The following is a 26668-nucleotide window of genomic DNA, read 5'->3' on the forward strand; positions in this document are numbered from 1 at the left end:
GCGTATACGTTGGGGAGCCGAACGACCGCAAGATCTCACGCTATTGCATCGCTCCAGCCCTGCCGACAGGTTTCGCCCAAACTGCCCACTTTTCTGCATGTCGGCCGATGAGGGACTGTAAGACACACACGACAACGACGAACGGCTCTGTCTCTCTTTCGGTGGTGGCGGAGCGTTAGGCCAAGAGGATGCGGTGGCGGAGCAGCGCGAAGCCGGCCCGGCCGTGCATCTGGCGCATGATGCGTTTGGTTTTGGTGTTGACGCCTTCGGTGCCGCCGTTGTGGAAAGGCAGGGTGACGGCCGCGCGGACGGCGTCACGGTCCTGGTCGAGGCCGCGATGAAGGCGTGCAGGTGAGGAAGATCGCAGGCCTTGGCGGTGGCGATCCACGCATCAAGACGGTCGGCGTTGCCCTCGTGTGGCCGCAGCAGATCGGCGAAGCGGCGCACGAGTTCGGCCAGGTCGATCATCTGCGGGCAGGCGGTGGTGAGGTCGTCCAGCAGGCGGCGGTGCTCGTCGTTGAGGTCGCCGGGCCGGGTGAGCAGGAGCCGGGTCAGGCGGCGGGGTGAGATGGGCGGTCGGTCGGCTTCGACCCGTCCCTGGGTGATGTAGCGGTAGAGAAGGTTGAAGCTGCCCGGGTAGCCCAGGGCCTTGATCTCGTTGAACAGATGCGAGACGGGGACGGCGGGATCGGCCGATCGGCGGCGCCGTAGATGGTCGCGGTAGGGGTCGACGAGGGTGGGCCGGTATTGCGGGGCGCGTTGCAGGCGTTCGGGTTCGCCTGCGCGGGCGTAGCGTTTGACGGTGTTGAGGGAGATGTTCAGGCGGCGGGCGCATTCCAGCAGGCCGACGCCTTTGCCGAGCAGGTCATGGATGTGATGCCAGCGCTCGCGGGTGGTGGTGGCGCGCCGGCCGTCCTGCAGGGGCGGTCCGGCCGTGGCCCAGCAGGAACTGTGTGCGGCCACTTCTTTCCCGGCGGCCTGGCCGAGGTTGTGCCACAGATGCCAGCGGTCGCTGACCTGGACGGCGTCCGGCAGCGCGCGGCGCACGGCCTCGGCGTAGGCGCCTGAGCCGTCCCGGCACACCACCTGCACCCCGGGATGGGCACGAAGCCAGGCCTCCAAGACATCGGCGGTGCGGCCAGGCAGAACATCAACGCGCCGGCGTGTCTCGGCGTCGATGAGCACGGTGGCGTATCGGTGACGCCGGCGCAGAGCGAAGTCATCCACGCCGAGCACCCGCGGCACCCGGGGCTGAGGTGTGGGCAGACGCAGCAGAAGGCGCAGCGCGGTGTGCCGGGACAGGACGACGGCCAGCGCGGATAAGGCGCGCACGCCGGCTCGTCCGGCCAGTTCACGGACCACCGCACCGATCTGCGAGGTCAGACGTGGTGTGCGCCGCTGGTAACGCTCCAGCACACCGGGCAGTTGTTCACGGAAGGTCCGGCGGCAGCCGCGCGTCGGGCAGACCAGGCGGCGGATCCGCACCACCACCAGCACCTGGCGTGCGTCGACCGGGACATCGGCAACGGTCCGGTCGTGATAGGCGTGGACTTGCGTTGTCGCAGCTCCGCACGCCGAGCAGGCGACCGGCCTGTCCGGGGTCTGCGCCCGCACTCGGATCCGCTCGCCCTCGTCCACGACGTTCTTCACCACCAGTGGCGACAATCCCGAGAACACCACGCCGACCAGCTCATCAAGATCAATCACGACTCACTGTGACGCAGCCAGACGTTTCGTCACCACCGAATCTGCGACAGAGCCGTTCAGGAGTGGACAGACCCCCGCTGGGAGCGGAACGGCGACGACAGTCCCAGCAGGCGATGTCGGAACCGGGCCGACTCGATTTAGATCTTCGCTGTCCGTGCATGACCGCTGGCGTCGAGAAGTGCCGGTGGGAGAGCGTGGGGGATCCCTCCCACCGGCTGCGTTGACTAGATCGCGGGCACGTTCACCCAGAAGCGGGTGTCATTGGTCAGGTTGGCCGAGTTGGAGTTCAGCTGGTCCCTGATCCAGTAGATGGCGTTCTTGTAGTTGTTGATGTCGGAGGTGTTGGGGTAGTTCAGACCGGTCTCGCCGTTCCGGTGGCCGGCGAACCAGCGGTCCAGCCCGTAGTAGCTTTGGCTGGCGTTGAGACACTGGACGTCCGCGCTGAGGTTGGTGTTCAGCACCGCACCGTTGTTGTACTGGCTCACGCTCTGGCCGGAGAAGCGGCTGCAGGACTGCCGGAGCATCAACCAGTTCTGCTTGAAGAGCCCGAAGTTGGCCGCGTCGCCCGACTTGTTGTCGCCGTAGGCGTAGTTGGTCTGCATGTTCTCGGTCTCGAGCATCGCGATCGCGATGTCCAAGGCGTCGCCGCCGGCGTTACGGATGGCCTGCTTGCGTGAGCCGAGTCCGCTCACCGTGTAGCAGCCCCGGTCGGAACCGCCGGTGCAGGTTCCTCCGCCGCCGCTCGAACCGCCGCCGCTGGAACCGGGGTCGGCGGAGCTGCCTCGCACGACGCAGGACTGGCTGTTCTCCCAGCCCCAGCCGTCGCCGTCGGGATCGCTGGAGCTGCCGTTGTTGCAGTAGGGGTAGCCGTTGGACGCCGTGCCTCCGCTGCTGCCACCCGAGCCGGCGGCGGGATCGGCCCGGCTGCCTCGCACGACGCAGGACTGGCTGTTCTCCCAGCCCCAACCGTCGCCGTCGGGATCGCTGGAGCTGCCGTTGTTGCAGTAGGGGTAGCCGTTGGGGGCGTTCTCCGCGCTCGCCGGCGTGACCATGAACGAGAGAGCGCCGATGACGGCCAGGAGCAGGGCCGTGAAGGCTGAGATGGTGCGTCTCATACGCAACCTCCTTCGAGGGGGTTCGATTGATTTGGCGATTCCGGGCATGCCGCAACCAGGACTGGTGCTGAAGTTCATGAGGAATAGAACTGCGGAATGGCCCTATCGCTAAACCGGGAAAGCTGCCTTCGGTCGATGTGATATCCAGCCACGAAGAGCAGAGTGCGATGTCATCGGCACAGGCCATGCGGTGGTATCGGGGTGGGTGCCAAGCCTTTTCGATGGATGGGAATATCTGCTCCGCGAGATGTGAACTCTCTGTCAGGCCATCGCCGCAGACAGGGTCGGGCGTGCTCGTTCCTTTCCTTTCATTTGATTGACGCCCTGGGGTCAGAATCCTCATGACAGCACTTAAACAGTTAAGTGTCAACGATGCTTCTGGGGCATTTCATCCGTGTTGCCCCCGCCGCGTTCCGAGGGATTTGTCCGCGTCCTGCACTAAATTGCGACGCCCGCCCGGTGATGAAAGTTTCTTTGGCCGACCGCGCGCGGGCGAGCTCGGCGGGCCAACGACGGATGCCTCAGGCGCCCGTCTGCGCAGCCGGCAGCGGGGATCCGCTTCTCCCTTCCACCAGCCAGGAGACGTCGAGGGTGGTCGGCCATGAGCCTGGGGCCGGGGTATAGGTGGCCCCCTGTGCCGGAGTGGGAGCTCAGGCTTGGATGCCGCACATGCCTTGACTTAAACGGTTAAGCGGACTTGGCTCACCGAAATCACGTTAATGACCTGCGGTTTCAGGGTGCGCGGCTTCGGCCTGGCGCCCAAGAAGGAGGCAAGAACATGCCCATGCGACAACGACACCTGGCGGTCCTCGGGGGTGCCGCAGGAGTTCTCTGCCTGGTGGCGATCCTCATCGCGGCGCCGGCCTCCGCCGCGGCGGGTTGCCAGGTCACCTACTCGGTGACCTCCCAGTGGAACGAAGGGTTCGGTGCCAACGTCGCAATCACCAACCTGGGCGACCCGCTCACCAGTTGGGAGTTGAAATGGTCGTTTCCAGCCGGACAGGCCGTGACGCACGGCTGGAACGCGGTCTTCTCCCAGAGCGGCAGCGCGGTGACCGCCGCGAATGCCTCGTACAACGGCAATCTGCCGAGTGGTGCCGTCGCCACGATCGGCTTCAACGGAAGTTGGAGCGGCTCCAACCCGGTGCCAGGTTCTTTCACCCTCAACGGGGTCACGTGCACGGGATCGGTCACCAACTCGCCATCGCCGAGCCCGACCTCCTCGCCGACCCCGACGTCCACTCCGACGTCCACTCCGACGCCCACCCCGACCCCGACCCCGACGCCTTCGCCCAGCCCATCCACCTCACCTCCGCCGCCCGACACAACAGGTTTGGTCGGCTGGGCGACCCAGGGTGGCGGTACGACCGGGGGCGGTAACGCGTCCGCCACCACGGTGACCAGCGCCTCAGCCCTGACCAGCGCGGCCTCGGGGACAGGCGCGGCCGTGATCCGGGTGTCGGGCACGATCTCCTGCTCGGGAATGCTGAGGATCGGTTCCAACAAGACGATCATCGGTAACTCGGGCGCGGCGATCGTCGGCTGCGGCCTGAACGTCTCCAACGCGTCCAACGTGATCATCCGGAACCTGACCTTCCGGAACTGGGATGACGACGCGATCAACGTCCAGTACTCGACTCGGGTCTGGATCGACCACAACACGCTGTCCAACGGCTACGACGGCGCCATCGACATCAAGCGCGCCAGCGACTACGTCACGGTGTCGTGGAATCACCTGTATGACCACGACAAGGCCATGCTGCTCGGGCACAGCGACGACAACGGCTCTGAGGACAGCGGTCACCTGCGAGTGACCTATCACCACAACTGGCTCGACGGCACCACCCAGCGCGGCCCCCGGGTGCGCTTCGGCAATCCGGTGCACGTCTACAACAACTACTACTCCGACGTCAGCGGGTACGGCGTCGCCTCCACCGAAGGCGCCGGCGTTCTAGTCGAGGGCAACTACTTCGAGAACGTCGATGACCCGTACCACCTGGGCGAGGCCTCCTCTGGCCCCGGCACCCTGGTGGCCCGCAACAACTATCTGACCGGTTCCGGCAGCGGGCAGCAAGGCGGTTCGGTCGCGTCCATCCCGTATTCCTACAGCCTCGATGGAGCCTCATCCGTCAAGTCCATCGTCACTTCGGGCGCGGGAGCAGGAAAGGTCAGTCTCTGAGCCGTGGAGCCGGCTTCTGGGGACCGAACCGAGGAAGTATCGCGTCCTCGGCGGGAAGGGGAGAACTGAACACCACTTAAAATCTTGACGCTCCCATTGGTGCTCCCTAGCCTTCTCTCATCGATATTCAGGGAGCGTCTATCGATAACGGCGCCCAGTATGACACTTGAGGAATCATCTTCGTCGGGTGTCATATTGGCGTCGGTTCAATTGCGATGCGGTTGGCGCGGAGGAGCGGCCTTGAACGAGCTGTTCGTCGCGACGACATCTCCGGCGCAGCGGGTCGACTCACCGGGATTATCACTTCGGCCGGGGCTCCGGAACCGGGCCCCATGAGAAATAGACGCCGAGTTATGCGCCGTCCTCGGCGTCACACAGCTCGCGATGACCTGGAACCGGCGGACATGAATGACTTGAAGGTCGATTTCTCGGGCTCCCGATCGGGCCGGTGGCCCATGACCGCCGCTCAGCGGAATGTGCTGGAGTGGCTCAGTCCGGATCAGCCGGGGCCATCCGATATTCTGTCGGCAGTGGTACGTGTTCCCCGGGTGTGCACCATAGATGCGGTCGGTGCGGCTTTGGGCAGCCTCATCAGCCGTCAGGAGTCGCTGCGGACCTTACTGCGGGACGGCGAGCAGCTCGTGCACGCGTCAGGAACACTGCTTGCCGAGGTGGTCGAGGCCACGGGCACCGACCCGAACTGGCTCCTGCCCGTCCGGGCTTTCGACCCCGCTGTCGACTTCCCGATCAGAGTGCGCGTGGTGACCCGGTCGGGAGCTCCGTTTCTGGTCGTCCTCCATGTCTCACACGCGGCGGCCGACCTGATGGCGATGACGATTCTGCGCACCGAACTCACCGCTCTGCTGGCGGATCGACCCCTCCCTCCCGCTACCTACCACCCCGCCGATCGCGCCACCTACGAACTCTCCCCTGCGGGGCAGCGCCAGCTGGGGAATTCAGCCAGGTACTGGGCCCGCCACGTCACCGACAGACCGCTGTGCTCGCTTGGTCTGCCTTTGCGTTTTCCCGACGCCCGCGGCCATCATCACGTCCTGCTGGGCTCTCGCCCTGCTGCGGCGGCGCTGGCTCGTGTCGCGGCGACGACGAATGCGCGGCCCGTGGCCGTTGTCATGGCCGCTTTCGCGGCAGTGCTGACGAACTGGACCGGCGACCCGGATTGCCAGCTGAACTGTCTGTGCGGCAACCGATTCTCTCCGGAGTTGCGCGACTACGTCGGCACTGTGGCTCAGGAAACGATCTTCTCGTTCACCACCTCGCCGTCGTTCTTCCAGGCGGTCTCCCTGACGAACTCGGCGGCCCTGGCCGCCTACAAATACGGCCGTTACGACGCGGTCCAGCTGTCCGAAGCGGTCAGCGAGGCGGAACGGGCGCGCGGCATGCGCTGCCACCGCGATGTGGTCGTCAATAACATGACCGGCCATTCGCGCGCGACTCTGCCGGTGGTCGGTGTGGAAGTTGCCACCGGTAACCGTGTCTTCGACCCTCCGGCGGAGTTCGACATCTATCGCCTGGACGGCAAGCTCAACTGCGGACTCGCCCTCGACACCCGCCTGGCAACCGCCGAGGAGGCCGCTGGCCTCCTTCAAGGAGTCGAGCGGCTCATCATGGCCGCCGCGGACGGCGACGTCGATCCATCGGGCTTTGGCATCCCTGCGGCGGAACGAGGGCCGGGCTGGGTACGCGCCCGCTCGTGCTGGGTCGATCTTGGCGGAGTTCAGGCGGCGGCGGACCTGGCCCTCGGCGTCGGCGTCACGCGGATCGAGGCCGTTGGCGGCAGACTCATCGCTCACGTCGGCGCGGGCATCGCTCTGTCCGCTGCCGCGAAGGCCGTACTCGCCGAGGTCTTGCGCGAAGAACGCCACGGAGTGGTCGCACCCAGCCAGTACGTGCGGGCCGTCGGCTGAGATCTCTTCTCGGCAGTGGGGCGCGTGGGGCGCTTCGTGTCGTCCGTGGCGGGTGCTTAGACGCTCACCGATGAAGCGAATCCGGCGATCTCTGCCCTTGCGGCCACGATTCGCACCTCCGGCTTAACGCACCAAAGCGCTTCCACTGACCAAACGGCGTCAGCTCTAGAAAAACCGAGTAAGTTCGCGTTAGCTTGGGACTCACGTCACCTCGGTGTAACGAGCGCGAAACGTAATGGCCGATTCACCTGCATCTTTGCAGCACTGTCATGGTGAAGTGCGCTGATGGGTCGCAACGACTGCCAGATGTCTATGACAGTGGGTGGTGGCGAAAGATCGATAAGTGACTGTTCCCTGCTCTCCAGGGGATCGTTACTGAACCGAGAAAGTACGCCAGAACCGGAGGTGCCGCGTGAAGCGACCCACGATCTCCGACATCGCCGCGGAGGCGGGCGTATCCAAGGGCGCGGTCTCGTATGCGCTTAATGGGCGGTCGGGTGTGTCCGAGGAGACTCGGCAGCGGATTCTCACGATCGCGGACCGGCTGGGTTATCAGGCCAGTATGGCCGCCAGGGCGTTGGCCGGAACGCGCGCGAGGGTCATCGGCATGGCGTTGCCGCGCCCGCCGGCCACGTTGGGCATCGAACCGTTCTATATGGAGCTGATCAGCGGACTGGAAGCCGAACTCTCCCTGCATGGATACGGTCTGCTTCTGCAGATGGTGCCAGACGAGTCCGAGGAGATCACCTGCTATCGGAGCTGGTGGCGGGAGAGCCGCGTGAGCGGCGTTCTGGTCTGCGACCTCCGGGTGCGCGACCGCCGGGTCAAGGCTCTGGGCGAAGTGGGGCTTCCCGCCGTCGCGATCGGACCGCCCAGCGCGGCGGGATCGCTCGCGAGCATCTGGTCCGACGACGGTGTCTCCATGATCGAGGCCGTGGAATACCTGGCCGCGCTCGGGCACCGGCGGATAGCGCGCATCGGGGGGATACCTCAGCTCGCGCACACCGCGATTCGTACTGACGCCTTTCTGGCGGTCGGCCGCCGCCTGGGCCTGGCCGCCACCATCGCGTCCACGGACTACTCGGCCGAGGACGGAGCGCGGGCGACGGTCCGCCTGATGGAGATGGCCGCGCCACCCACCGCGCTGATCTATGACAACGACATCATGGCGATCGCGGGCCTGTCGGCCATCCGGGAGGCCGGCCTGTCGGTTCCCGGCGACATCTCGATCGTCGCATGGGACGACTCACCGATCTGTCCACTACTCGACCCGCCGTTGACCGCGCTGACCCGGGACATAGGCGCATACGGCAGGCACGCGGCACGGCTGCTGCTGGCCGCCGTGCAGGGCGCCGGAGTCAAGGACGTTCACGATGAGCCCGCGCTCCTGACGCCGCGAGGCAGCACCGCGCCGCCGCGAGTGAGCGACGAAACAGCGGTGTAACAGTTCGACATCGACCACACCTTGGGCTTTACTTACCGGGTTTTAGTGAGCAGCATTTCGCTCACTTGGGCTAAAGCGCTTAATAAATGGCGCAGTCGGCACATCCGCGTGCCCGTTGATCCCCCAAGGACGGAGTCATGGATATGCGCAGTAAGGTCTTGACCGGCGTTGCGCTGGCCTCGATGCTGCTCGCCGCGGCCTGCGGCAGCGACACGCCCCCGCCGTTAGGCGCTTCGGCACCCCCCACGTCCGCGGCGTCGATCGACCCTGCCAAGGTCACCGGCACTGTCACGGTCCTCACCAACCGGACAGACCTCGTGACCGACGGCACGATGGAGAAGTACGCCACTGAATTCAAGAAGACCTACCCCGATGTCACGGTGAAATTCGAAGGCGTCACCGATTACGAAGGCGAAGTCAAGATCCGCATGAACACCGAGAACTACGGTGACGTGCTCTTGATTCCCAATACGATCGGTAAGGAGGATTACCCCAAATTCTTCGAACCGCTCGGCAGTGCGGCCGATCTGGACAAGAAATACGTCTACACCAGCAAGAGCAACGTCGGCGGCACCATCTACGGCATCCCCGGCTTCTCGTCCGTCAACGGCTTCGTCTACAACAAGGGCGTGTGGGAGAAGGCCGGTATCGCCGACTGGCCTACCACACCAGACGAGTTTCTCGCCGATCTACAGGCGATCAAGGACAAGGGCGGTGCCGTCCCGTATTACACCAACTACAAGGACGGCTGGCCGCTGACGGCGTGGACCAGTGCTCTCGGTTCACCCTCTTGCGACGCAAAGGCGACCGACAACCTCGCCACCGACTTGGAGCCGTGGAAGGCGGGCGGTGACCTCCACATCGCCGACACGCTTCTCTACAACATCGTGAACCGGAAGCTGTCGGAGGCCGACCCCACGACGACCAACTGGGAGGACTCCAAGAGCCAGCTCGCCACCGGCAAGATCGCGACCATGTGGCTGGGCTCGTGGTCCATCGTGCAGATGCAGGACGCGGCCAAGCAAGCGGGCCAGGACCCCTCGGTGATCGGGTACATGCCCTTCCCGGCCCAGAAGGACGGCAAGTACTGCACCATGGTGACGCCGGACTACCTGTACGCCGTCAACATTCACTCCGAGAACAAGCCCGCCGCGCGGGCCTGGCTCGAGTGGATGGTGGAGAAGTCCGGCTTCGCCGAGACCAACCAGGCGATCTCCAGCGTCGCCGGCGCCCCCCTGCCCACCGCGCTGCAGCCCTACAGCGATGCGGGTGTCGAGTTCGTCGAGCTCTCCCAGGCCGAGACCGGGAAGTTCAACAAGATCGACAACGAGTCGGAGGTCGGCATGAACAAGCCCGACTACCGGCAGAAGCTGATCGACATCGCCCGTGGCGCGGGGTCCGGCGACCTGAACGGTCTGTTCTCCGAGCTGACCACCAAGTGGGCCGACACCGTCAAGATGAGCGGCTGACCGCCGCCTCTTCCGTCATCCGCATGGGACCAGTAGCGCCATCATCCTGGACGGGCGTGCTCGCCCTACGCCCGTCCAGGGTGCCGCATCCGAAGGACACCCGATGGCCATCACCCCGTTGACCGCCAGGACCAGGAAGTCGTTCGAGCCACAACACGCGGCTCCGCCTCAGCGCAAGTGGCGGCGTCTCACCCCGTGGCTGTACCTGCTCGTTCCGCTGGCTTTCCTCGTGACCTTCACCTACGTGCCGGTCGCGAACATGATCTCCTACAGCTTCACCGACTGGGACGGATTCAGTCCCGAGAAGCAGTACGTGGGGCTGGACAACTACGCCCAGTTGTTCACCAGGCCCGAGCTGTTCCAGGTCTTCTACGTCAGCCTCTTCTACCTCGTCGCCTCTCTGCTGCAGATCGCCCTGGCGCTCTACTTCGCCACGGTGCTGAGCTTCAACATGCGCTTCCGGAACTTCTTCAAGGGAGTGCTTTTCTTCCCCTACCTGCTCAACGGCGTCGCGGTCGCGTTCGTCTTCCTGTACCTCTTCCAACCCGGCGGGACGCTCGACAGCGTGCTGGCCCTGTTCGGCATCGACAACAAGATCCTTTGGCTCGGTGACCCGGATCTGGTCAACGTCTCGCTCTCGGGGGTGTCGGTGTGGCGCTTCCTCGGCCTGAACTTCGTCCTGTTCCTCGGGGCGATCCAGTCAGTGCCCTCCGAGATCCACGAGGCCGCCGAACTGGATGGGGCCACGCGTCCGCAAGTCTTCTGGCACGTCATCCTGCCCTCCATCCGCCCCATCATCAGCCTGAGCGTGATCTTGGGGATCACCGGGTCACTGTCGGTATTCGAAATCCCGTGGATCATGACGGGCGGCTCTGGAGAGAGCAAGACCTTCGTCATCCAGACGATCAAACTGGCGTTCCAGTTCAACAAGATGGGCCTGGCCTCGGCGGCGGCGGTCGTCCTGCTCGTCGCGATCCTGCTGATCGCCTGGGTTCAGCGCCGGTTGATCCCCGACGAAGTGACGGCTGGTTCCCGATGAAAGGAAGTTCCGAGATGGCCGTGCGGGCGGTCCGCGCGAACCTGTGGTACCGAACCCCTTGGGCTCGCGTGATCGCAACCGCGCTGAAATACCTCTCCCTGGCCGGGGCCTCGGTGGTGGTGGTGCTGCCGCTCCTGACCATGCTCACCACCTCGTTGAAGACGAGGCGTGAGATGGCGGAGGGGGGAATCCTGTCTCTGCCGAGCAACTGGTTCAACTTCGACAACTACGTGACCGCGTTCAACAACGGGAACATGCTGCTGGCCTTCGGCAACACCGCCTTCCTCCTGGTGTTCTCGATCGTCGGAGCCATTTTGATCGGGACGATGGCCGCGTACGCGATCGACCGGTTCACCTTCCGGCTGCGCGGGCTGGTCATCTCCCTGTTCCTGATCGCGACGCTGGTGCCCGGTGTCACGACTCAGGTCGCGACCTTCAAGGTGATCAACGCGTTCGGGCTGTTCGACACCCGGTGGGGTCCGATCCTGCTGTACATGGGGACGGACATCGTCTCGATCTACATCTTCCTGCAGTTCATCAGGAACATCCCGGTATCGCTCGACGAGGCGGCCAAGATGGACGGCGCCTCGTCGTTCCGGATCTACCGCACCGTGATCCTGCCGCTGCTCAAGCCGGCGATCGCGACCGTGGTGATCATTAAGGGGATCATGATCTATAACGAGTTCTACATCCCCTTCCTCTACATGCCCTCGGAGGAACTAGGGGTGATCTCAACATCGCTGTTCCGGTTCAAGGGCCCCTTCGGCGCGCAATGGGAGGTCATCTCAGCAGGCGCGGTTCTCGTCATCCTCCCCACCCTGATCATCTTCTTGGTCCTGCAACGCTTTATCTACAACGGCTTCACATCAGGAGCGGTCAAATGACCTAGATCAGGACGTGGGTATCCTCCTCACCAAGCAGTCTGTGGCGTACGCGGCGATCAGTCGTGGATCGTCCGCATCGGACGAAGGAATCTGGCGCGTGAAGCGACCGACGATCAACGACATTGCCAAACGCGCGGGCGTATCGATCGGAGCCGTTTCCTTCGCCCTGAACGGCCGCCCCGGCGTGTCCCTGGAGACCCGCAGGCGGATCATCGCCATCGCCGATGAAATGGGGTGGCGCCCGAACGCGGCGGCACGCGGACTGTCCGAGTCGAGGGCGCACACCGTCGGACTGGTTCTCGCCCGGCCCGCCGACACGCTGGGCATCGAACCGTTCTTCATGAAATTCATCTCCGGTCTGGAGAGTCAGCTGACCCTCTCCAGGACGGCGTTGCTGCTCCAGGTCGTCCCCGACCATGCCAAAGAGATCGAAGCCGTAGGGGCCTGGTGGGCCGAGCGGCGTATCGACGGCCTCATCGTCATGGATCTGTGGTCGGAGGACTCCAGAGTGGCCACGTTGGAAACCATGAAGATTCCCGCGGTTCTGGTAGGACGGCCGCGACCGGATTCGGCTCTGCCCGCCGTCTGGAGCGATGACGCGGCCGCCGTGGCAGAGACCGTCGACTACCTGGTCGGGCTGGGCCATACGCGCATCGCACGCGTCGCCGGATTGCCGGCACTGGAGCACACACGGGTGCGCGGTGAGGCGTTCCGGGTGGCGCTGGCGCGTCATGGACTCGAGCCGTCGGCCATCATCGACACCGATTACACATGGGAGGCGGGAGCAGAGGCGACGACATTCCTCCTGACGAACAGACAGCGGCCCACGGCCATCACCTTCGACAACGATGTGATGGCCACGGCGGGGCTGAGCGTGGCGCGCAAGCTCGGCGTGAACGTGCCGGGGGAACTGTCGATCGTCGCGGGAGACGACTCTCAGCTCTGTGAGATGGTCTATCCGCCGCTCTCGGCGCTGTCGCGAGACGTCCAGGCCTACGGCATGAATACCGCTCGTACGCTCCTGGCCCTGCTCGACGGCAAGGAGCCCGCGTCCTACCAGGACGCGACGGCCCGACTGCGGATTCGCGGAAGCTCAGTGGCGAGATCCGGGTCCGACCGTCCGGTCTAGCATGGTGCTGCCGCGCTGGGATGGATGTCCGCTGGAGGGTCGATGGGGAACCAGGTGACGATGAGCGACATCGCTCGTCGCGCCGGCGTCTCCCGCGCGACCGTTTCCTATGCGCTCAACGGCCGGCCAGGCGTGTCGGAGGAGGTCCGGGAGCGCATTCTGCGCATCGCCAGTGAGGTCGATTTCCGGTCCAGTGTCCCGGCGAAAGCTCTGCGCGGAGCCGGAACACACGCGATCGGCATGACGCTGCGACGGCGCGGAGCCACGGTCACCATCGAAGCGGTTCGACGACGGCTGATCAGTGGAATCCAGAGTGAGCTCGCCGTGCATGGCTTCGGCCTGGTGCTCCAGTTCGTCGATGAAGGCGCGCAGGAGATGGAGGTCTACCGTCTTTGGCGCGCAGAGGGGCGTGTGGACGGGGTGATCGTGTGCGATCCGCAGATCGGAGATCCACGGCCGACCGCGCTCGCCGACATGGAGATGCCGACTGTCGTGCTCGGACAGCCCGAGCACGACGAAGGGCCTCCTCACGTATGGACCGACCCTGTGCGGGCGAGCGAGTCGGTGATCTCCCACCTCGCCGCGCTCGGGCATCGGCACATCGCCCGGATCGGTGGTCCCGAGACACGCTCCGACCCCTTCTACGCCGTCGAGACCTTCTCGGCTGTGTGCGCCGGCGCCGGGATCACGGCGACGGTCGTGATGGCCGCGCAGGGCGCCCGTGAGGGAGTCCGCTCCACCCGCCGACTACTCGTGACGCGTCCGCGGCCGACGGCCATCGTGTATGACAGCGACATCATGGCGGTCGCCGGGCTCGGTGTGGCCAAGGAGCTCGGCCTGCGGGTTCCGGCCGAGCTGTCGATCCTCGCCTGGGACGACTCTGTTCTGTGCGGGCTCGTCCGGCCGGCCATCACCGCGCTGAGCCGGGACGCCGTCGCCGATGGAGGACGCGCGGTGCAACTCCTTCTCCGCGACATTGCGGGAGAACGGCCGGCACACGTAGAGGTGCCGGTGCCGTACCTGGTGGTACGGGACAGCACGGGCCGACTGGACGACTGAGCCATTCGGCGCGTTTGGCGAACAGATCATTGACACGATGAGGTTCCCGCCGTACTTTCAAGATGCTTACTCGGTTAAGCATTGGAGTCGTGGAAGGGACGGGCGAGAGCGGACGCTCTTCGCGAAGATCCCGTACGTGCCTGGGCGAGAGCACGTAACCACACTCATATAGCCAGTTCGGCGGGTCAGATCCTGTCCGCGGCACTCCGTGTTGTGCGCGACACGCATGTCCGCCATTGGCAATACCGGTTCAGTCAACCTTGTCTCAGGGGTGATTCTCCGTGCCCTGGGCGGTGTGACCCAACTCTGAGGAGCCTTCGTGACCACCACTCATCTGCTGGACTCTCGCTGGACGCTCACAGCGGTGTCGGACGAGGTCGCCATCGCCGGCGTGCCGGCGGTCGTTCCCGGGTGCGTTCATACCGATCTCCTGGCCGCCGGGCTGATCCCCGATCCCTACCTGGACGACAACGAGGTCAGGCTCGGCTGGATCGGTCGCACCACGTGGGCTTACGAGACGACCTTCCCGTGGTCGGCCGACCAGCACGACAACACGGACCTCGTCTGCGACGGTCTCGACACGGTGGCCACCCTGCTTCTCAACGGGGTGGAGATCGCGCGTACCGCTAACCAGCACCGCTCGTATCGGTTCCCGGTGCGTCACCTCCTCGAAGAGGGAGACAACCACCTGACAGTGATCTTCGATTCCGCCTACGGGTACGCCGAGAACTACGAGCAGACGCTGGGCTCCCGGCCGGGGCCCTATGAGAAGCCCTACCAGTTCATCCGCAAGATGGCCTGCAACTTCGGGTGGGACTGGGGCCCCGCCTTGGTTACCGCGGGGATCTGGAAGCCCATCGCCCTGGAGAGCTGGACGGGGACGCGCCTCGCGGAGGTACGGCCGGTGATCACCACGCGGCCGGGCCTGGCAGGCGCGGACGGGCGGGTCGAGGTGCACGTGACGATCGACGGTCGCCTCGACAGCCCGACGATCGTCAGCGCCGAGGTCGGCGGGGTGTCGGCTGAGATCGTCCTGGCGGCAGGTGACCAGGAGGGCGTGCTGTCGCTCGACGTGCCCTCACCCTCGCTGTGGTGGCCTCGCGGCTATGGCGACCAGGCCCGCTACAAGCTGAATGTACGACTGGGGGACCAGGTCTGGACCCGCGTGATCGGCTTCCGGTCCATCGAACTGGACGGCGACGCCTTCACCCTGTCGGTGAACCAGGCGCCGGTTTTCGTCCGAGGGGTGAACTGGATCCCGGCCGACTGCTTTCCCACCCGGGTGACCCGCGAGCTCCTGGCCGAGCGGTTCGGCCAGGCGATCGAGGCGAACGTCAACCTGCTGCGCGTGTGGGGCGGCGGCCTCTACGAGAGCGAGGACTTCTACGACCTGGCCGACGAGCTGGGCCTGATGGTCTGGCAGGACTTCCCCTTCGCCTGCGCCGCCTACCCGGAGGAGGAGCCCTTCAGGAGCGAGGTGGAGGCCGAGGCCCGGCAGAACATCGTCCGGCTGAGCCCGCACCCCAGTCTCGTGTTGTGGTGCGGCAACAACGAGAACATCGAGGGTCACGCCGATTGGGGCTGGCAGGACACGCTGGGCAGCCGGTCCTGGGGCGCCGGCTTCTACTTCGACCTGCTGCCCGGCCTCGTCGCCGAGCTTGATCCGTCGCGCCCGTACTGGCCCGGAACGCCGTACTCGGGAGCGCCGGATCTGCCGCCCAACGATCCGTCCAGGGGCACCATCCACATCTGGGACGTCTGGAATCGTGAGGACTACCTTCATTACGGCGATTTCCGCCCGCGCTTCGTCGCCGAGTTCGGCTTCCAAGGGCCGCCCTCTCACGCCGTCATGCGTGAGGCGATCAGCGGCGAACTCGCCGCCGACGCGCCACTCGTCCTTCATCACCAGAAGGCCAAGGACGGCAACGGCAAGCTGCTGCGGGGTCTGCGACCGCACCTTCCCGAACCTGAGACGTTCGATGACTGGCACTATCTGACGCAGCTCAACCAGGCACGCGCGATCACCTTCGGTGTCGAGCACTTCCGGGCGCAGATGCCCGAGTGCATGGGCACCATCCTGTGGCAGCTGAACGACTGCTGGCCGGTGACGTCGTGGGCGGTCATCGATGGCGGAGGCCACCGCAAGCCCGTGTGGTACGCCCTGCGGCGGATCTACGCCGACCGCCTGCTGACGGTTCGCGACGGCGCCGTGACGGCGATCAACGACAGCGCCGAGCCCTGGGAGGGCGAGGTCACCGTGATTCGCGCCAGGCTGGATGGCACCCTCCTCGCCAAAGAGATTCTGCCGCTCTCTGCAGGTGCCAGGAGCGTTCAGCGCGTCGCCCTTCCCGAAGCGATCTCTGTATCGGACGATGCGGCGGCAGAGCTGATCGCCGCCACCGTCGGGGAGCACCGCGCTTTTGGCTTCTTCGCCGAGGACATCCGCATCGACTGGCCGGTCGCGCGGTTCGACACGCACGTGGACCGGGTCGCCGAAGGCTACCGGGTCTCAGTGCATGCCCACACCCTCCTCCGTGATCTGACGATCTTCCCCGACCGCCTCGACCCCTACGCCTCGGTGGACGACATGCTGTTGACCCTGCTCCCCGGCGAGAGCGCAGAGGTCACCATCACCTCCGACCAGGACCTGGATCCAGAGGCACTGGTCCGTCGGCCGGTACTGCGTGTGCTGAACGAGGGCATTCAGTGAACGTACTCGCCATCGACATCGGCGGCACGAAGATCGCCGCGGCCGCAGTGAACTCGGATGGAAGGATCCTCGCGCGTCACGAGGTGCTGCTTGCGGCCGCCGGATCGCCTGACCGCGCCCTCACCACGATCATCGAGGCGATCCTCGCCCGCGTCCCTGCGGACGAACTGCAGGGCGTCGGCATCGGGAGCGCCGGCCCTCTCGATGTCGCGCGCGGCGCGGTCAGCCCGATCAACATTCCCGCATGGCGTGATCACCTCTTGGTCGACGCGGTAGCCGCCTTGCTGCCCGATCGGCCGGTGCGCCTCGCCGGTGATGCCCAGTGCATGGCCCTGGGGGAGTGGTGGCGCGGAGCCGCCCTGGACCGACGCTCGGAGACCCTCCTCGGCATCGTGGTGTCGACCGGCGTCGGCGGGGGTTGGGTGCTGGACGGCGTCCCCTACCTCGGCTGCACCGGAAACGCCGGTCATATCGGTCACATCGCCGTCGATCTGGACGGCGATCGATGCTCCTGCGGTTCATTCGGCTGTGTCGAGACGATCGCGAGCGGTCCGAGCATGACGGCGTGGGCGCGGCGCCGAGGCTGGAATGGTAGCGACGCGCGCGCCCTCGCTTTGGCCGCGGCGGAAGGTCATCCCATCGCGGTGGCGGCTTTCGGCCGGGCGGCGGACGCGCTCGCCACCGCGATCCTCACCGCGGCGGTCCTCATGGACCTCGACCGCGTCGTCATCGGCGGTGGCGTCGCCGCCGCCGGCTCGGTTCTGTTCGGCCCTCTCGGCCAGGCGGTGGCGGATCGCAACTGCCTCCCCTACACCCGCCGACTGCGAATCGGCCCCACCACGCTGGGTCGCGACGCAGGCCTTCTGGGAGCTGCGGCTCTGGCCTTGGCCCCCTCCAGCCCAGCGCTGGTCCCGCACCCCCCGCACCCCCCGCACCCCCAAGGAGCATCCTTATGAGATGGACCCGATGGCTCATCGCCGCAGTGGTCGTCGCGTCGAGTTCGACAGTGGCGTCGACCACTCCGGCCACCGCATCCCCGTCGGACTTCGTCACTCGCCAGGGATCGCAGTTCACGCTCAACGGTGAACCCTTCCGCTACGCGGGCACCAACAACTACTACCTGATGTACCGCTCACCGGCGATGGTCGATGACGTCTTCGCCAGAGCGAAAGCGGCCAAGCTTTCGGTGATCCGCACCTGGGGTTCGCTCGACATCGGCAACCAGGATGGAACCAACTCGATCCACCACAAGGAGGACGGTGTCTACTTCCAGTACTGGGACGGCGCCCAGCCCGCTTACAACGACGGCGCCGACGGCCTCGAGCACCTGGACTACGTCCTGTGGAAGGCCCGGCAGTCGGGCATCAAGCTGATCATCCCCTTCATCAACAACTGGAGCGCCTTCGGCGGCATCGACCAGTACGTCCGCTGGTCCGGGGGCACCTACCACGACGACTTCTACACCAACCCCACCATCAAGAAGTGGTATGCCGACTGGGTCGGCCATCTGCTGAACCGGGTCAACACCCTCACGGGGATCAAGTACAAGGACGATCCCACCGTCATGGCGTGGGAACTCGCCAACGAGCCGCGCTGCAAAGGCTCGGGCAACTACCCCACTTCGCCCACCTGCTCCACCACCACGCTGAACACCTGGGTGGCGGAGATGTCCAAGCACGTGAAATCCATTGATCGGCGCCACATGGTGAGCGTCGGCGACGAGGGCTTCTACTGCAGTGCGTCAGGAACCGACTTCACCGACGACTGTTCCGAAGGCGTGGACACTCTGGCCTACGCCTCGATTCCCACCATCGACTACCTGTCGCTCCACCTGTACCCGGACCACTGGACCAAGGACACGGCCTGGGGCACGAAGTGGATCACTCGGCACACCTCAGACGCGCGCAGGCTGGGCAAGCCCGTCGTCCTCGGCGAGTTCGGGATCCTCGACAAGACCACTCGCAACCCGGCCTACCGCGCCTGGCTGGATGCCTTCATCCTCGGCGGCGGCGACGGCTTCAACTACTGGATGATCGCTGGGACGCAGGACGACGGCACCCTTTACCCGGACTACGACGGGTTCACGGTCTACTGTCCCAGCCCGGTGTGCCAGACCATCACCAACGCCGGCGCGATGATCCGCGGCAAGCTGCCGCTATTCCCCCCGGTGGCGGACGACGACACCGCCATCACCACCTTCGACACGCCCATCACCGTCGGCGTCACCACGAACGACATCGCCTACCTGGCCAAGGTACGCGCCGACAGCATCGACCTCGATCCGGACCAGCCGGGGCGGCAGACCACACGCGTCACCGGTTCGGGCACGTTCTCGGCCGCGTCGGGAAAGATCACATTCAGCCCGGTCGCCGGGTTCAGCGGAAGGATCGATACGAAGTACACGGTCCGCGACACGCTGCTCCGCGTCTCCAACGCGGCCACGCTTTCGATCGTCGTGAAGCCCGACCCCGGCGCCGCCATCGTCATCGCCTCCTTCGAGAACGGTGTCCAGGGGTGGGCCTCCGCGAGCTGGCAGACCGATGCCGGCACGGTCGTGGCCTCTGACCAGCACGCGACCGCCGGCACCGGCAGTCTGCGCGTCGACGCCACCGGCGGCGGCTGGTTCGGCACCGCGTTGCCCGAACCGCTCGACCTGTCGACCAAGGGCAGCGTGAAGTTCGATCTGGGCAGCACGACGACCGGGACCTCGACCAACATCGCCTTCCAGACCGGACCGGACTTCACCTGGTGCCAGTCGACATGGGGCTACCAGAACCCGGAGACCACCGGCACGGTGGAAGCGGACCTGCTTTCCGGGCTGTCGTGCTCCACACAGGATCTGACCGACGTCCGCGGCATCTATGTCTGGGCCGGTTCAGGCACGTTCTACATCGACAACGTACGAGCCGAATAGTGCCCCTCGTGCGGACGCCTAAGGGTGGCGTCCGCACGAGGTTTCAATTGAATATCCTCTTCTCATAATTTCGAAGTAGTGGTTTTGGAACGATCCAGAAGTTTTCCAGAGATCATTATTTAACTGCCGCGAAACCGTTGAAACTAAAATGGTTCAGCCCTTGACTCGGGATTGTCGGACTTCGTGTCCGGCCATCCCAACTCGTCAGGGAGACGCACACCATGAACGGCCAGCCCCCCACGCTGAGACGCCCGCGCCTCATCACCGTCTGGGCACTCGTCCTCGCGGTCGTCGTCGCGGTCGCCGGACTCAACCTGTTACGGCCACAGACCGCCTTCGCCGCGCCCGCCGGCTTCGCCTACCGCTGCGGAGTCAATTTCTGCCTCGACGGCAACAAGTATTTCTTCGCCGGCGCCAATACCTACGACGTCTTCACGTACGGCAGCGCCTGGGGTGACACCGAGACGCAGTACATGGACAAGAGCCAGATCGACGCGCATTTCGCGCGGCTGAAAGCCGACAAGGTCGACGTGCTGCGGCTCTGGTTGTTCAGCCACGAGAGCTGGCATGGATTTGAACCCGAGAAGGGTGTCTACAACGAGCAGCAGTTCGCTCTGTTCGACTACATCATCCAGTCGGCGAAGAACCACGGGGTCAAACTGCTGCCCGTCTTCGAGAACTATTGGGAGGCGTACGGCGGCATCGATACCCGGCTGCGGTGGGAGGGGCTGTCCGGCGGTCACCCGCAGCGCGCGGCCTTCTTCGACAAGACCAAGTGCCCCGGCTGCTTCACGTCGTACAAGAACTATGTCAGCTACGTCCTCAACCGCACGAACCACTACAGCGGAGTGAAGTACAAGGACGAGTCGACGATCTTCGCGTGGGAGCTGATGAACGAGCCTCGCTACCAGGACGTCAGCGCGGCCGAGAACACCAGCGGGACCACGCTGCGCAAGTGGGTCGACGAGATGGGGGCCTTCATCAAGGGCATCGACCCCAACCACATGCTCGGCACCGGCCTCGAAGGCCACGAGACGAGATACGGCTTCGGCGGTGATGAGGGCAACCCCTTCATCTACATCCACCAGTCGCCCTACATCGACTTCACCTCGGCCCATCCCTACCCGACCGAGTCATGGGCCGACCTGGACATCAACGAGACCAAGGCACTGATCCGGACCTGGATCTCCGAGTCGCACAACATCGTCGGAAAGCCCTTCTACATGGGCGAGTTCAGTACGCACAACGTCGATCGCACCACATGGTGGAACGCGATCTTCCAGGAGTTCGAAGCGGCCGGCGGTGACGGTACCGGCTTCTGGTGGTACCAGAACCGCAACGTCGACGGGAAGTTCGGCGTCTCCGAAGGCGCGCCCGAGCTGGCGGCTTTCCGCAGCCACTCCGCCCGTCAGGCCGCCAAGAACGGGCCGGCCCCGAGTGGTTCCCCTTCGCCGTCCCCCTCGCCATCGGCGAGCCCCAGCCCGTCCCCGTCCCCGTCCCCGTCCGCGTCGCCTTCGCCGACCCCGTCACCCACACCCACCTCGTCGAGCGGGTTCGTGAAGGCGTCGAACGGTTCCTTCGTCCTGGACGGCCAGCCCTACAAGTTCGGCGGCACGAACAACTACTACCTGCACTACAAATCGCCCGCCATGGTCGATGACGTCTTCGCCGACGCCCGGGACGCGAACCTCAAGGTCGTCCGGGCATGGGCCATGATCGACCGCGGCTCACTGGATGGATCGGTGCCCAATGTCGACGGCGTGGGGCACAAGGACGGCTACTACATGCAGTACTGGGATCCGTCCAGCGGAAAGCCGGTCGTGAACGACTCGGCGACGGGCCTGCGACAGCTCGACTACATGATCGCCTCGGCGAAGCGGCACGGCGTCAAGCTGATCCTCACGCTGACGAACAACTGGAAAGAGTTCGGCGGCATGGACCAGTACGTGCGCTGGCGGGGCGGGCAGAACCACGACCAGTTCTACACCGACTCAACCATCAGAGGCTGGTACAAGAACTGGGCGTCGACCCTGATCAACCGCACGAACAGCGTGACGGGAACCAAGTACAAGGACGATCCGACCATCTTCGCCTGGGAGCTCGCCAACGAGCCCCGTTGCTCCAACGGCAACCTGGGATCCTCCGGCTCCTGCACCACCCAGACAATCGTCAACTGGGCGAGCGAGATGTCGTCGTACATCAAGGGCCTGGACCCCAACCACATGGTCGCGGTCGGCGACGAGGGTTTCCTCAAGCGGAACAACCAGAGCGACTGGGCCTACAACGCCGGTGAGGGTGTCGACCACGAGGCGCTGACCTCGTTGTCCTCAGTCGACTTCGGCACCTACCACCTCTATCCCAACCACTGGGGGAAGAGCGCCGACTGGGGCACGCAGTGGATCAAGGACCACAACACCGCCGCCGTCGGCTACAACAAGCCCGTCATCCTTGAGGAGTTCGGCTACCTGGACCAGGGCCAGCGCGATGGGGTCTACCAGTCGTGGACCGACGCGGTACGCACCGGAGGCGGCGACGGCTGGAACTTCTGGATCCTGACCGGCGTCCAGGACGACGGCTCCCTCTACCCGGACTACGACGGCTTCCGTGTCACCTACCCCTCGAACACGTCCACAGTGCTGAAGAGCGCCGCCACAGCGCTCGGCGGAAGCCCCGACCCGAGCCCGTCTCCTTCGCCGTCCCCGAGCCCCTCTCCCAGCCCGTCGCCGTCGCCGAGCCCGTCTCCCTCTCCCGGGGGGGCCTGCACGGTCACGTACACGATCTCGGACTGGGGAAACAGCTTCAACGCCGAGGTCACCATCAAGAACAACAGCGCGGCTGCGATCAACGGCTGGACGCTGAAGTGGTCGTTCCCCGGTAACCAGACGATCAACAGCGTGTGGAATGCCAAGGTCACCCAGAGCGGTAAGGCGGTAACGGCCGTCAACGAGCCGTGGACGGCGGTCATCCAGGCCGGCGGAACCGTCAGCTTCGGTATGAGCGCCAACTCCGTCGCGGGCACCAACGGTGTCCCGGCGAGCTTCACGCTGAACAACGCCACCTGCGCGAAGGGCTAGCCCGCGAGCTGAGGGCCGGAGCTCCGGCCCTCAGCTCACCAGGCGACTTCACGCGATCCACGTTCTTCCGGGCATCTCGGCGCACGGGGTCGTCGGCGCGCGGTTAGGCACCACACCACCGGTAGTCAGACGGCTGATGCCGGAAAACCGCCAGCCCTCTCCATGGTCTTCGACTCCACCCAAGGCGACACCTCGTCGTGGAGGCTGGCTTTCCGCACGGCTACCACCTTGACACCCACTCTCACACTGAGGGCCAGCTCGTCTATGCGGCCGCAGGAGCCTTGGCCACTACGACTGAACGCGGAACCTGGGTCGCCCCGGCCAACCGCGCGACGTGGACGCCGCCCGGATTCGGGCATTCCCACCGCTTCTATGGCGAGACCGACGTCCGTCTGCTCACCATCCTGGCCGAACTATGCAGCGCGCTCGTGCCCCGTCCCGGGCTGTTCGCGGTGAGCCCTCTGCTGCGAGAAGCCCTCCTGGCGAAGAGCGGGTCCTTCCCCTGCGCAGCGTGGTGTACAGCCCCATGAGCCGCGGCAAGCTCTACCTGCTCGGCGACGCGGCACACATCGTCCCTCCGATGAGCGCGAAGGGAATCAACCTCGCGCTCAATGACGCCGAGGTGTTCGCCCGCGCCGCGATCCAGCAGATCCAACAGGGCGATTCGCGTCTACTCGACAGTTACTCCGACACCTGCCTCAGCCGCATCTGGAACTACCAGGCGTTCGCGGCATGGATCACCGAAATCATGCACAACGTCGGCGACACCTCCTACGCAGGAGAGTTCCGCTAGCAGTTCGCCCGCGCGGAACTACAACGCCAGTTCACCTCTCCCACAGCAACCAGCTCTTCGGCGAATTCACCTCCGGGGTGAACTGACGACGCGACGAACTTCTGCGCCGGCGTTGCTCCGCGGGGTGCCGGGCACAGGAATGCGCGTTCTCCGCCGATGTGCGGCTGGCCAGCCGCACCGGCTTCGCGCTGCTCCGCCACCGCATCCTCTTGGCCTAACGCTCCGCCACCACCGAAAGAGAGACAGAGCCGAATCTGCGACAGAGCCGTTCAGTGGACAGACCCGCCGATGAACGCACAGGCGGGACACATGGCGAAGGCTGAAGCGGTCCAGGTCGATGGAGACTTCGATGTTGCCCGGACCCGCCTCACCTACCCCTAGCCACCTTTGATGAGGGCTACTGGGAGCAGGGCAGGGTCGCTCAGACAATGGCGAGCTTCTCCAAACGCGCCACGCAGTCGTTGATCATGGCTGGGGGCATGCGCTTGGCGGCGGCTTCGGCCGCTGACTCAGGGGCGGCGCCGTACTGCCACCAGACCTGGCCGGTGGTTCGGTCGGTGACGAGGAAGCGGTCCTTGACGGCCGGTCCTCGCACGATGAGGGAGACGGTGTCGGGCCGGGAGACGGCGGCGTGGACCATGCTGTGGTGCGGGGTGTAGCCGGGGCCGGGCTGTTCGGTGCGGACCATGAGGGGCTGGAGGGCGGCGACGTCGATGGTGTTGTCGAAGTCGTCTTCGGTGCCGTACAGGCTGGGTATGTGGCGGCCGGACAGCAGGCGGGCGGAGTAGGTCCAGCGGTGGTTGTGGGGTCGGTCGTAATGGTCGGGGCCGAACAGATGCAGCCGGACGCGGAAGCCGGACGGGTCGTCGTGCAGGACCAGCTTGTCCAGGATGTCGTAGTGCTTGCACAGGCTCGGGAGGCGCTCGTCCCCGTACACCGGTTCGACGACCTGCCGCAAGGCGGTCGTGGTCCTGGGCTGGCGGAGAGCAGGCCCCAGTGAGCGCCCTACGGAACGATGCGAAGCACCGGACGCTGGTCGGCTATCCCGAGAAGTTCACGGACCCGGGAGGCAGGCCAGGCGAGCTGGCCTGCCAGATCGTGCATGGTGAGCCCTGTCTGCTCGGTAGCGAGTTCGAAGGCTTGCCGGAGGAGAACTGGAAGTTCCCCTGGATAGCCGGTAATCGACTCGGACGTGAAGCCGGGTTGGCTCCGGAGCTCATGAAGTCGCTGATAGCCGCGGCTGGCGGCTGAGTCGGACAGCAGGCCGACCTCGCGGCAGCGATAGAGGAGCGAGTCGACCGACACTCCCCATTTGTGGCGGAGCTCCGCCAGACGGCGCAGATCCAGTCGGCCTGGTAGCTCGGAGAGGATGCTGTCCCGGGGGGTGAGGAATTCTGCGGCGAAGCTGTCCGCTTCGCGTTCTTGCCGGGAGTCGCCTGCGGGAGCGTCGCCGTGCAAGATCAGATGGCCGAGTTCGTGAGCTGCGGTGTAGCGGTAGCGGTGAATGTCGTCGTATCGGTTGGCGGTGAGCACGATGATCGGCCGGGGTAGTTGAAGCGTGGAGAACGCGTCCACGGTCGCCACGTCTTTGTCCGCAGGAGGAAGCACCACGATGATCCCGTGTGCCTCAAGGTGTCGGACGAGGTGGGAAATCGGGCCGGTTCCAAGCCCCCACCGCTGTCGCAGAGCTTGAGCGGCACGTACTGGGTCACGGGACAGCTCTGTACCAGGGTGGACTTCTCCGCCTGAGAATCCGGGTAGGTCGACAGGAGGGAACGTGACTTGTTTCTCCAGGGCCAAGGCCAGCTCCCAGACCTGTTCGACCAAGGCCATGGCTTTGGCCCGCTGGTACACCCTGGCTGATCGCAGGCTTCGGAAGTAGGTCATAGAGCCGTCCAACTTGCCGTGCGGCCGGCCCGCCAGGAAGAACTGCATCGGAACACCGAGCACGTCGGCCAGTCGTGGGACCAGATCCCATCGTGGGCGGTTCGTCCCTGTTTCGTATTGGCCGATGGCGGCTGGGGAGACATCGATGCTGTCCGCGAGCTCCTTCTTCGTCATCCCGGCAAGGTGTCGCGCCTGCGTCAACCTGGCTGGGTCGAACGCATCGAGGATCGCCTGAGGACTCGACGACTCATCGAGACCGGACTGTCCCGAAATGCGTCGGCCCTGCTTGCTACTGCTCATGATCCTCAGCGGATGCGGTCTCCTCGTCCGCCTCACTGTTGACGGGGAAGACCGCTTCGTTCTTCCGCTCGATCTCGGGCCGCGGGGTGATCGTAAGGTCGGGCAGCGTTCCGTGGTCGAAGCGCTCGGTGGATTCCAGCTCCGGAGTCGCAACACTGCGGAGACGGCCATCGGGCCGGGTCAGCTGGATCAGCTCTTTATCGATCCACTTGAGACGCCCGAAGGCGTCAACGACGACAGCCTCCCCCCAATACAGCTGGATGGGGCCAGCCTTGTCGTTGGCCGCGTGGGCGATCAGAATCAGCCGCGTCCCCTCCGGCAGGTGAGTCAGAACGGGCTCGGGGCCGGTGTCCTCGGGTGTGTCCCAGATGGGGTCCTGTACGTAGGAAGGCTTCGGGCCGAACTGGTTGAACAGGCTTTCCACAAGTCCAGAGAGCCGGCTCTCACCAATACGCGCGTCCTCGATAGGGGTCGTGTTGTCCTTGGCGTACCGGAAAGGGAAGAGCAGGTTCTCGCCGACCAGGACGAGTTCGTACGGGGCGGCTTTAGGCTTGACGATCTGGACTTCCGGAAGGTCACGGAAGTTCTCGACGAGCCTTTCGTAGCGAAGGGTCATCAGCGTCGAGCCGAAGGTGAATCGCTTCTTGCTGCCCGACACCTCCTGGGCGTCCTGGGCGTTCGCCACGGCTTGGAGAAACGACTTGGACACCAGGTCTCGTATCGCCCCGGCCTGCTCGCCGAAACGTCTGGTCGCCCAGTTGGAGCTCTCGTCGCCGCTCACGCAGACCTCTCCTTCGCTTGGGTTCGGTGCTCGGGAACTAGCCAGGGACTTTAGTTTTCAACATCATACTCCCGTAATCGCTTCAGTCGGCAACTCGTCCATGGGCGTCCAGTAGTTGATCGGGACGCTTGCCGTCAAGCGTCTCGCCGACGCCGGAAGCGCATAAGGCGAGCCGGGTTGTAGTCGCTGCGGAGCCCGGTCCGTTTTAGAGACCCCAATGAGGGCTTCGGGTGGAGAACGTGGCGGCTCACGTGCTGCA

Annotated in this window: 17 protein-coding genes and 1 pseudogene; 13 read left to right on the forward strand and 5 right to left on the reverse strand. The window is 65.2% G+C overall.

The genetic code is table 11. The features are described from left to right. Positions 1 to 175 precede the first annotated feature (175 nt). A pseudogene (locus tag AW270_RS37825) lies at positions 176 to 1707 on the reverse strand (ISL3 family transposase). Between the two features lie 224 nt (positions 1708 to 1931). Next, the gene (locus tag AW270_RS40600; RefSeq protein WP_061296237.1) at positions 1932 to 2822 is read right to left on the reverse strand and encodes a carbohydrate-binding domain-containing protein; all 891 of its coding nucleotides are present in this window, start codon (positions 2820 to 2822) and stop codon (positions 1932 to 1934) included. Between the two features lie 838 nt (positions 2823 to 3660). Between AW270_RS40600 and AW270_RS37835 the strand changes: the two genes are divergently transcribed. From AW270_RS37835 to AW270_RS19255, 13 genes are all read left to right on the forward strand, one after another. Continuing rightward, positions 3661 to 5001, forward strand: coding sequence for a pectate lyase family protein (locus AW270_RS37835; RefSeq protein ID WP_245674769.1), 1341 nt, complete (start codon positions 3661 to 3663; stop codon positions 4999 to 5001). Between the two features lie 404 nt (positions 5002 to 5405). Next, the gene (locus tag AW270_RS19200; RefSeq protein ID WP_169807341.1) at positions 5406 to 6926 is read left to right on the forward strand and encodes a condensation domain-containing protein; all 1521 of its coding nucleotides are present in this window, start codon (positions 5406 to 5408) and stop codon (positions 6924 to 6926) included. A 412-nt stretch (positions 6927 to 7338) separates the two neighbouring features. Then, a complete protein-coding gene (locus tag AW270_RS19205; RefSeq protein WP_061296240.1) occupies positions 7339 to 8370 on the forward strand; it encodes a LacI family DNA-binding transcriptional regulator in 1032 nt (343 codons plus the stop codon). Positions 8371 to 8507: 137 nt separating this feature from the next. Further along, positions 8508 to 9839: an ABC transporter substrate-binding protein gene (locus AW270_RS19210; RefSeq protein WP_218009281.1), complete on the forward strand. Its 1332-nt coding sequence runs from the start codon at positions 8508 to 8510 to the stop codon at positions 9837 to 9839. A gap of 103 nt (positions 9840 to 9942) precedes the next feature. Next, a complete protein-coding gene (locus AW270_RS19215) occupies positions 9943 to 10878 on the forward strand; it encodes a carbohydrate ABC transporter permease (protein ID WP_082801668.1) in 936 nt (311 codons plus the stop codon). 14 nt (positions 10879 to 10892) lie between these two features. Continuing rightward, complete coding sequence (locus AW270_RS19220) at positions 10893 to 11762, forward strand: carbohydrate ABC transporter permease (RefSeq protein WP_061296245.1); 870 nt, start codon at positions 10893 to 10895, stop codon at positions 11760 to 11762. A gap of 13 nt (positions 11763 to 11775) precedes the next feature. Beyond that, a complete protein-coding gene (locus AW270_RS19225; protein WP_245674770.1) occupies positions 11776 to 12891 on the forward strand; it encodes a LacI family DNA-binding transcriptional regulator in 1116 nt (371 codons plus the stop codon). A gap of 42 nt (positions 12892 to 12933) precedes the next feature. Continuing rightward, positions 12934 to 13950, forward strand: coding sequence for a LacI family DNA-binding transcriptional regulator (locus tag AW270_RS19230; protein WP_061296247.1), 1017 nt, complete (start codon positions 12934 to 12936; stop codon positions 13948 to 13950). 319 nt (positions 13951 to 14269) lie between these two features. Continuing rightward, the gene (locus tag AW270_RS19235) at positions 14270 to 16660 is read left to right on the forward strand and encodes a glycoside hydrolase family 2 protein (protein WP_061296249.1); all 2391 of its coding nucleotides are present in this window, start codon (positions 14270 to 14272) and stop codon (positions 16658 to 16660) included. Continuing rightward, the gene (locus AW270_RS19240) at positions 16657 to 17616 is read left to right on the forward strand and encodes an ROK family protein (RefSeq protein ID WP_063819263.1); all 960 of its coding nucleotides are present in this window, start codon (positions 16657 to 16659) and stop codon (positions 17614 to 17616) included. Before AW270_RS19235 ends, AW270_RS19240 begins: the two co-directional genes overlap by 4 nt. A 26-nt stretch (positions 17617 to 17642) precedes the next feature. Beyond that, positions 17643 to 19574 (forward strand): cellulase family glycosylhydrolase, encoded by a 1932-nt coding sequence (locus AW270_RS19245; RefSeq protein ID WP_061296252.1) that lies wholly within the window; start codon positions 17643 to 17645, stop codon positions 19572 to 19574. A 221-nt stretch (positions 19575 to 19795) separates the two neighbouring features. Continuing rightward, positions 19796 to 22648, forward strand: coding sequence for a cellulose binding domain-containing protein (locus AW270_RS39945; protein ID WP_061296255.1), 2853 nt, complete (start codon positions 19796 to 19798; stop codon positions 22646 to 22648). A gap of 415 nt (positions 22649 to 23063) precedes the next feature. Then, entirely contained in the window at positions 23064 to 23441 is a 378-nt protein-coding gene (locus AW270_RS19255) for an FAD-dependent monooxygenase (RefSeq protein ID WP_218009282.1), read from the forward strand. A gap of 421 nt (positions 23442 to 23862) precedes the next feature. On the opposite strand, the gene AW270_RS19260 is transcribed toward AW270_RS19255, so the two are convergent. The 3 genes from AW270_RS19260 to AW270_RS19270 are packed head-to-tail and all read right to left on the reverse strand — an operon-like array spanning position 23863 to position 26409. Continuing rightward, the gene (locus AW270_RS19260) at positions 23863 to 24399 is read right to left on the reverse strand and encodes a hypothetical protein (protein WP_061296257.1); all 537 of its coding nucleotides are present in this window, start codon (positions 24397 to 24399) and stop codon (positions 23863 to 23865) included. A gap of 47 nt (positions 24400 to 24446) precedes the next feature. After that, a complete protein-coding gene (locus AW270_RS19265) occupies positions 24447 to 25628 on the reverse strand; it encodes a helix-turn-helix domain-containing protein (RefSeq protein WP_174549874.1) in 1182 nt (393 codons plus the stop codon). Next, positions 25618 to 26409, reverse strand: coding sequence for a hypothetical protein (locus AW270_RS19270; protein ID WP_061296259.1), 792 nt, complete (start codon positions 26407 to 26409; stop codon positions 25618 to 25620). The genes AW270_RS19265 and AW270_RS19270 overlap by 11 nt, the downstream gene beginning before the upstream one ends. Between the last annotated feature and the right edge of the window lie 259 nt (positions 26410 to 26668).

The organism is Herbidospora cretacea (assembly GCF_001570605.1).
In the GTDB taxonomy this organism is placed as follows: domain Bacteria; phylum Actinomycetota; class Actinomycetes; order Streptosporangiales; family Streptosporangiaceae; genus Herbidospora; species Herbidospora cretacea.